Origin of the sequence: Vibrio sp. 1180_3 (assembly GCF_029478545.1) — a bacterium.
In the GTDB taxonomy this organism is placed as follows: domain Bacteria; phylum Pseudomonadota; class Gammaproteobacteria; order Enterobacterales; family Vibrionaceae; genus Vibrio; species Vibrio aestuarianus.
On record NZ_SJFM01000063.1, the window covers coordinates 1 to 6,215 of the forward strand.

General features: G+C 40.9%; 7 protein-coding genes. 4 read left to right on the top strand and 3 right to left on the bottom strand.

Features of this window, described 5'->3' with window-relative positions; genetic code table 11:
• Positions 1 to 209: 209 nt before the first annotated feature.
• The 4 genes from EYW48_RS20025 to EYW48_RS20040 all read left to right on the top strand — a co-directional run bounded on the left by EYW48_RS20025 (position 210) and on the right by EYW48_RS20040 (position 3,307).
• Complete coding sequence (locus EYW48_RS20025; protein WP_017050941.1) at positions 210 to 806, top strand: tyrosine-type recombinase/integrase; 597 nt, start codon at positions 210 to 212, stop codon at positions 804 to 806.
• A 230-nt stretch (positions 807 to 1,036) separates the two neighbouring features.
• Positions 1,037 to 1,855: a GNAT family N-acetyltransferase gene (locus EYW48_RS20030; RefSeq protein WP_017050940.1), complete on the top strand. Its 819-nt coding sequence runs from the start codon at positions 1,037 to 1,039 to the stop codon at positions 1,853 to 1,855.
• A gap of 78 nt (positions 1,856 to 1,933) precedes the next feature.
• Positions 1,934 to 2,794, top strand: a complete 861-nt coding sequence (locus tag EYW48_RS20035; protein ID WP_277432934.1) for a helix-turn-helix domain-containing protein — start codon at positions 1,934 to 1,936, stop codon at positions 2,792 to 2,794.
• 84 nt (positions 2,795 to 2,878) lie between these two features.
• Complete coding sequence (locus EYW48_RS20040; protein WP_277432935.1) at positions 2,879 to 3,307, top strand: N-acetyltransferase; 429 nt, start codon at positions 2,879 to 2,881, stop codon at positions 3,305 to 3,307.
• 62 nt (positions 3,308 to 3,369) lie between these two features.
• Here EYW48_RS20040 and EYW48_RS20045 read toward each other — a convergent pair whose 3' ends face one another.
• From EYW48_RS20045 to EYW48_RS20055, 3 genes are all read right to left on the bottom strand, one after another.
• Positions 3,370 to 3,999: a hypothetical protein gene (locus EYW48_RS20045; RefSeq protein ID WP_261916902.1), complete on the bottom strand. Its 630-nt coding sequence runs from the start codon at positions 3,997 to 3,999 to the stop codon at positions 3,370 to 3,372.
• A 62-nt stretch (positions 4,000 to 4,061) separates the two neighbouring features.
• On the bottom strand, positions 4,062 to 4,340 hold the full coding sequence (locus EYW48_RS20050; protein WP_261916903.1) for a hypothetical protein: 279 nt from the start codon (positions 4,338 to 4,340) through the stop codon (positions 4,062 to 4,064).
• Between the two features lie 110 nt (positions 4,341 to 4,450).
• The gene (locus EYW48_RS20055; protein ID WP_277432936.1) at positions 4,451 to 5,794 is read right to left on the bottom strand and encodes an integrase arm-type DNA-binding domain-containing protein; all 1,344 of its coding nucleotides are present in this window, start codon (positions 5,792 to 5,794) and stop codon (positions 4,451 to 4,453) included.
• Positions 5,795 to 6,215: the final 421 nt, after the last annotated feature.

Sequence of the window (6,215 nt, forward strand, 5' to 3'; positions counted from 1 at the left end):
AATACAGGGATAGGTTAGATACTTAGTCTCAACTCAACTAACTTGGTGATGGATGAACAATTAAAGGATAATTTTTCTAATCAGAGCCTTATGTGGTAAATCTTTTTACCTAACGCTCTTTTGTCCACCGACGTTTCAGATCTTCCTGAACCCTACTAAATGTTACTGCCAAACTTCATGTTGACCAAAAACACTGAGAGGAGGTCATCATGAGAAAGTTATCATCTGGAAAATGCAGTGGCATCAAAAGGCCATTTAAGCTTGAAGAGATCTGGCGGATCAGAACTAGGCTAGAGATTGAAAATGATCTGATGCAGCTCGCACTACTGAACCTAGCTATAGATAGCAAGTTAAGAGCGAGTGATTTGCTAAAACTACACGTTTACGATGTTTCTTCGCAAGGAGTTATCTATGAAAGGGTTCAGTGCATCCAGCAAAAAACTGGCACCGATGTCCACTATGAGATTACTCCGAGAACACAGCAAAGTATTAGCCGATGGATTTTTGCAGCATCTCTAGAGGCAAGCAGTTTTCTATTCCCGAGTAGCCGACGCACTGGGCAACCTATCAGCTACTCATTCTATCGTTCAATTATCAGGAATTGGGCTGCAAAACTGGGACTGAATGCTGACTATTACGGCACTCATTCCATGCGCCGCACCAAAGCCACTTTAATCTATGCCAGAACGAAAAACATCAGGGCCGTACAGATCTTACTTGGACATTCGAAGCTAGATAACACAATTCGATACCTTGGCGTTGAGCTAGAAGACGCTCTGAGGTTGTCTGAGAAAACAGACTGCTGACAGACAGGAGACAGGAGCTGCCACAGGCTTTTCTTCTGAAAAGCCTGTGGCCCAAAACAATTCAGAGCTTCTCTTATTTTGGATAGGTAAGGCTGCACAAAGCTTTGATGATACGTAGTGAAAACTGTCGTTTTTATTCAATCTTTAGCTAAGAGCAAGAACTATGATGTGTGACATCGAAAAGCAATGCTCACTTGAAGAGTCATTGTATAGCATGCAGGATAAAAACGATGTTAAACATTAAACCAATCGATAACCTAGAACAGATTCATTCCCTAAAACAAGTGTACTTTGCTCAATCCACCGCACCCTTAGACGGTATGTGGCATTTCGGTTTTGTACCAATGGCGACTCACTACGGGTTCTATGAACAAGGTGCTCTTGTAGGATACTGCTGTATCAACAGTGATGGTTATATGCTGCAATTTTATCTATCCACCGAGGCGAACACCGATCAAAGAGATTTATTTACGTTAATTACTGATGGAAACAGCTCTGTCATTGGTGACGTTAAAGGCGCTTTTGTTAGCACAGCTGAGACTCAATATCTATCGCTGTGCATGGATAACTCTTTACAGTTTACAGTCAATGCGTTGATGTATCAGCAGATGGAAAAAAGCGATGAAAACGTCCAATGTAACGTTGAACTACAGCAAGCATCCACTGATCAATTGGAGCAGTTTGTTGAATTTGCTGCGGCTAACATTGGAGCACCCAAAGAATGGTTAACTGGCTATTACAACAACCTAATCAATTGCAAAGAACTATTTGGTTACTGGCAGGGAACAGAACTACTTGCCGCAGGTGAATGCCGCTTATTCGACGAATTTCAAACGGAATATGCCGATCTGGGCATGATTGTCGCGCAGTCACAACGTGGGAAAGGCATTGCTACTCAAGTGCTTCACTGGCTCGTAAAAAGCGCCAATGAGCGTAACTTAACGCCAATTTGTTCTACCGAGAGCAGTAATGTAGGTGCGCAAAAGGCAATAAAACGAGCGGGTCTCACGGCAGTCAATCGTATTGTCCAGATTGAATTCGAACTATAGTAACGAATCACAAACTATTTCTGGCTATGCTAGGCTGCTCTGAAATGGGCGTCCCTCATCAAGTTATAGGAATTCTAGATGCTCCATTGGTTATTATCACCGAAAGCTCCAACTGTCGCTAAGTATGTTCAATGCTATTGGCTGATTGAAAAACAACCGAATGCCGAGAGCTATCCATTCCCGAAGCTTAACCCTGACCCTTGTGCTCACTTAATCATTTCGCCCAAAAATCAACGCTATCGTTATGATTTCAATTCGGCTGCTTCTATAGGATTAGGAAGTCATTGGCTCTATCCCCATCAACAAACCGTTGCACTAGATCATACCAATCCGTTCGTTCATCTTGGGATTAAATTTCATACTGGAGCCTTGTATAGCTTGCCCCAATTTTCGAAGCAAGTGGCTCTTTTAGAGCAATCCATGTTACTCGATCAAGTTGAAGAGGTAGCAAGCGGTGACAGGCTTTATAATCTATTGGATTTAGATGAGTTAATTATTCTTGCTCAAAGTGACCCGAATAATTGTGTTGATCAACTCGATACGAAATTAACACCGTGGCTCAAACTGTGCTCTGAAGATAAGCACAGTGAACTTACTCGGCAAGCTTTGAAGCATCTTGATAATACCCCCATCTCTGATTTGGGAGAGCGGCTTTTTTGCTCACAACGAACCTTAGAGAGAAGCTTTCAGCGTGTGACTGGAATGACGCTGAAGCAGTGCCAATCCATGAATCGATTAGAGGTGATGTTAGAGTATATTTATCAGCGAGACTCAGACGCACTCGACTGGGTAGATATTGCGTTCAGATTTGGATTTAGTGACCAACCCCATTTAATCCGCTACCTAAAAAAGCAGTTAGGATTAACGCCGAAAACCTATGAAAAAGAGCGAGGGTTAACAATTGATGTCTATGGTGGTATCACAGCTAGCAACGATTGAGATTGTCGGAAATGTTCAATCTCAGAACCGTTTAATTTGGATAATATCAGGCAATACCAAACAATTTACCAACGGAATATCGGAATGATTAGAAAACTCAAGCCAACAGATATTGAACGCATTTTAACAATTTGGCTTAATGCATCCATCAAGGCTCACGGTTTTGTATCGCCAGAGTTCTGGAAGTCACAAGTTCCCAGCATGCGTGATATCTACATCCCTGCCTCAGAGACTTATGTATATGAAAAAAATGGTGAGATTGTAGGGTTCTACTCGCTATACGAAGACATGTTAGCGGCAATTTTTGTTGCACCAGAGCATCAATGTAAAGGTATTGGTAAAGAGTTAATCGCTCATGTTAAGCCTCAAAGAAATACTCTAACTCTTTCTGTATATAAAGCCAATCACGCAAGCTATCTGTTCTATCTAAAGCAAGGGTTTATCACCATCAGTGAGCAGTTGGATGAGCATACGGGACATCCTGAGTGCATGATGAAGTGGGATCGATATTAGTCACTGGAGTTGTTGTTAGCTCACTTTTGTCCATATACGTTTTACAGATATGAATGAGACCTTTAGGTCTCATTTTCTATTAATGTCCAAATATGAGCTACATCCTTGAGTGAAAATCCGTTTTCCGCTGTTATTAAGTAGACTTGAAACTCTGGATACAGATTTAGCCATTGTGAATCAAGAACGATATTAGGGTAAGCATCATCACTTAGCGAGAAATTGATGTCATGCTCTTTGGTAGGGTTGCGACCTTTGAGTTTGACAAAAAAGTCAGGGTGAAGATGGTGAGCTTGAAAACCATTATTAAGGAAAAGTTCGGTCATGCATTGTGGTTCGTCATATAGGCGATAACGCCAGTTTGAATGGACTTTTAATCGAGCTTCTGTTGCTTCTAATAGTTTGATTAAGTTGTTGACCGCGTCAGGTATGAATTCAAGCTTTGTAAGCTGACTTGAGTGGTAAGCGTCAACGGCTTTCTGTTGATGCTCATCATTTGAGGGGTAGAGAATGCCGCTAATGGATGTATAGATGACGGGGCGTTGTTCAATCTGAATATCAACGCAGAATGCACCTTCTTTCGATGGGTAGAATGGGCTGGCTTTACACCAGCCTTGTTGTTGCCAATGACTCAGCTTATGTTCAAGAATTTGTTGCGCTTTATGGATGAGCGTCATGCTTTTTACTGTTCGCATAGAGTTATCTCTGTCATGTTGAGTAAGCTGAGCATTGGTTGGTTGGAATCGCTTTCATAGCACTATGAGCGATACCCATCCGTTAATTGGATGCACTCTTTGAGTTGTTCAATTCCTCCGAGTTGAGCCAATAGAGTTTGCTGACGACGACGTTTGAAATGAATGATATTCATGTTTGGGTTAGAGCGAATCTCATTAATCATAGACATAAGCAACATTACATCGTTGTAGTCAAAACCTATTTGATACATCAGATATGAACTGCATTCAGTTGGATGCTGTGTGCAATCATCAAGCATTTCTACTAACCCCATTACTTGTGGTTGAGTTAATTTAAACATAATCAAATCTCCATTATTGATGGTTTTTAGGTTGCGAAAATCCTTCGCGCTCTGGTAACCAGAGTGCGATATATACGTAGATAATTTGAATTTGAGAGAGGCTACTCTCGCTAGCTTATTGTGTCTTCAGGTTTATATTGACCTGCAATCGAATAGTATTTTCCAGTCGACTGTACGATAAACTCGCTCCAATAATTCATGATTTCTTGGCGTTCTTCCAAATAGTCATTTTTATTATAAGCAGCACGAACACGGTCTTTGTCTAAGTGAGAAAGTGCCACTTCTATAGCATCCTCATCAAACTTTTCCGAATTGAGCTTCGTACTACCTATCGATCGTAGTCCATGTGCTACGAGCTTTCCTTTCAAGGGCGTAGCCTGTAAGGCTGAATTTACTGCATAAGGACTAATGTGTGGAAACTTGCTACCAAGTTTGTCAGAGGGAAACACGTATTTGTCATCCCCAGAAATGGCTTTCATGTGTTGAAGAATTCCAGCGGTATAGATAGTCAATGGAATTCTATGTTGGCGCTGCATTTTGGTCATGAAGTCTGGTATTGTCCAAAGATTTTCATCCCAGTTGATGTCACACCAACGCATTGATGCGAGTTCTTCTGCCCGAGTAAGAGTATGGAACTGCATTTCGAAAGCACAGCGAGTGACATGTTTCATGTTGCAATTACTCATAATCCTCATAACATCACCCAACTCCTTTGGCTCAACAGTCGGCATTGACTGAGATATAGGCTTCACAAAAACGTCTGCAATGGCATTTAAAGGATTTAATTTAACGAATGAACGATTAACTGCATAATTCATGATTTGATTCATTATGGCGCAGCCTCGTTTGACGTTCTCTAATTTCCCTAGCGCAGCAATGGGTTCGATTACTTTGATGACACCAGGTGCGGTTATATCAGTAATAGGTATATTTGCGAGAGCAGGGTAGATATTCTTTTTCAAGAAAAGTCGCTTACGATGTGATGTTCGAACTTTATTATGTATTTTTGCCAGATCCGTCTCATCGAAATCAGTGTTATTTTGTCTAGCCAGTTTTTGTGCTTCATCAATTAATGTTTTGCGCTTCAATGCTTCCTTGTCTTCTTGCATTTTTAGGAAGTTTTCAGCAACAAATAAGAACGTGTTTTGATGTTTTATTTGATTTTCTAATAGTAATTTCTCACGATAGATTCTAGGGTCTATGCTTTGAGCAAGTTGATTACGGTACTCTTTGGCTAATGTTCTAGCGTAAGTGAGCGATGTGTCTGGATATGCACCTAAACCCAGCTTTATACGTTTTTTGGTGTGAGGGTGTGAATAGACAAATATCCAATTTTTTGTTCCATTAGGACGAATTCTAAGAAATAAGTTTCCACCGTCTCCAAGCGTATATTCTCTATCGCCTGCTTTTGCTTTTTTTATTGTAGTGTCATGTAGTTTATTGATCCCAGCCATGCTGTTACCCCTTAGTAAAATGTTCTGTTCCCCTTCACATTAGCGGTGAATCCAGGGGGGCACAAGGGGGGCAAAGAGGCGTGAGACTCAATGAGACTGAAAGATATTAAAAACAACAAAAACTATTTCATATCAATATGTTATAATCTAATTTGAGACAATGTTAGACTATATGAATCGTTAGTCGAGATTCTCAAGAGGGACAGCCAACGCGTGGCATTTTTACTATGCGTTGGTTTTTGTGGTTACGGTATTATGCGGTAAGTTGGTAGTAGCGTTGGCTGCCCCTTAAGCGGGCGTTATGTGTTTGATGGGTTTTTGAGGTTAATTCTACGATTTCATTGAGAATTCGTTCTGTATTTTCGGCAAGTTGGCTTGGTCGAAATGGATTCTTGAATAATCTGAGATTGATCGTTTTCAA

Excerpts from the sequence above, each read along its gene's own strand:
- EYW48_RS20050 (WP_261916903.1), bottom strand. The coding sequence starts at position 4,340 with ATGTTTAAATTAACTCAACCACAAGTAATGGGGTTAGTAGAAATGCTT.
- EYW48_RS20025 (WP_017050941.1), top strand. The coding sequence starts at position 210 with ATGAGAAAGTTATCATCTGGAAAATGCAGTGGCATCAAAAGGCCATTT.
- EYW48_RS20055 (WP_277432936.1), bottom strand. The coding sequence starts at position 5,794 with ATGGCTGGGATCAATAAACTACATGACACTACAATAAAAAAAGCAAAA.
- EYW48_RS20045 (WP_261916902.1), bottom strand. The coding sequence starts at position 3,999 with ATGCGAACAGTAAAAAGCATGACGCTCATCCATAAAGCGCAACAAATT.
- EYW48_RS20035 (WP_277432934.1), top strand. The coding sequence starts at position 1,934 with ATGCTCCATTGGTTATTATCACCGAAAGCTCCAACTGTCGCTAAGTAT.
- EYW48_RS20040 (WP_277432935.1), top strand. The coding sequence starts at position 2,879 with ATGATTAGAAAACTCAAGCCAACAGATATTGAACGCATTTTAACAATT.
- EYW48_RS20030 (WP_017050940.1), top strand. The coding sequence starts at position 1,037 with ATGTTAAACATTAAACCAATCGATAACCTAGAACAGATTCATTCCCTA.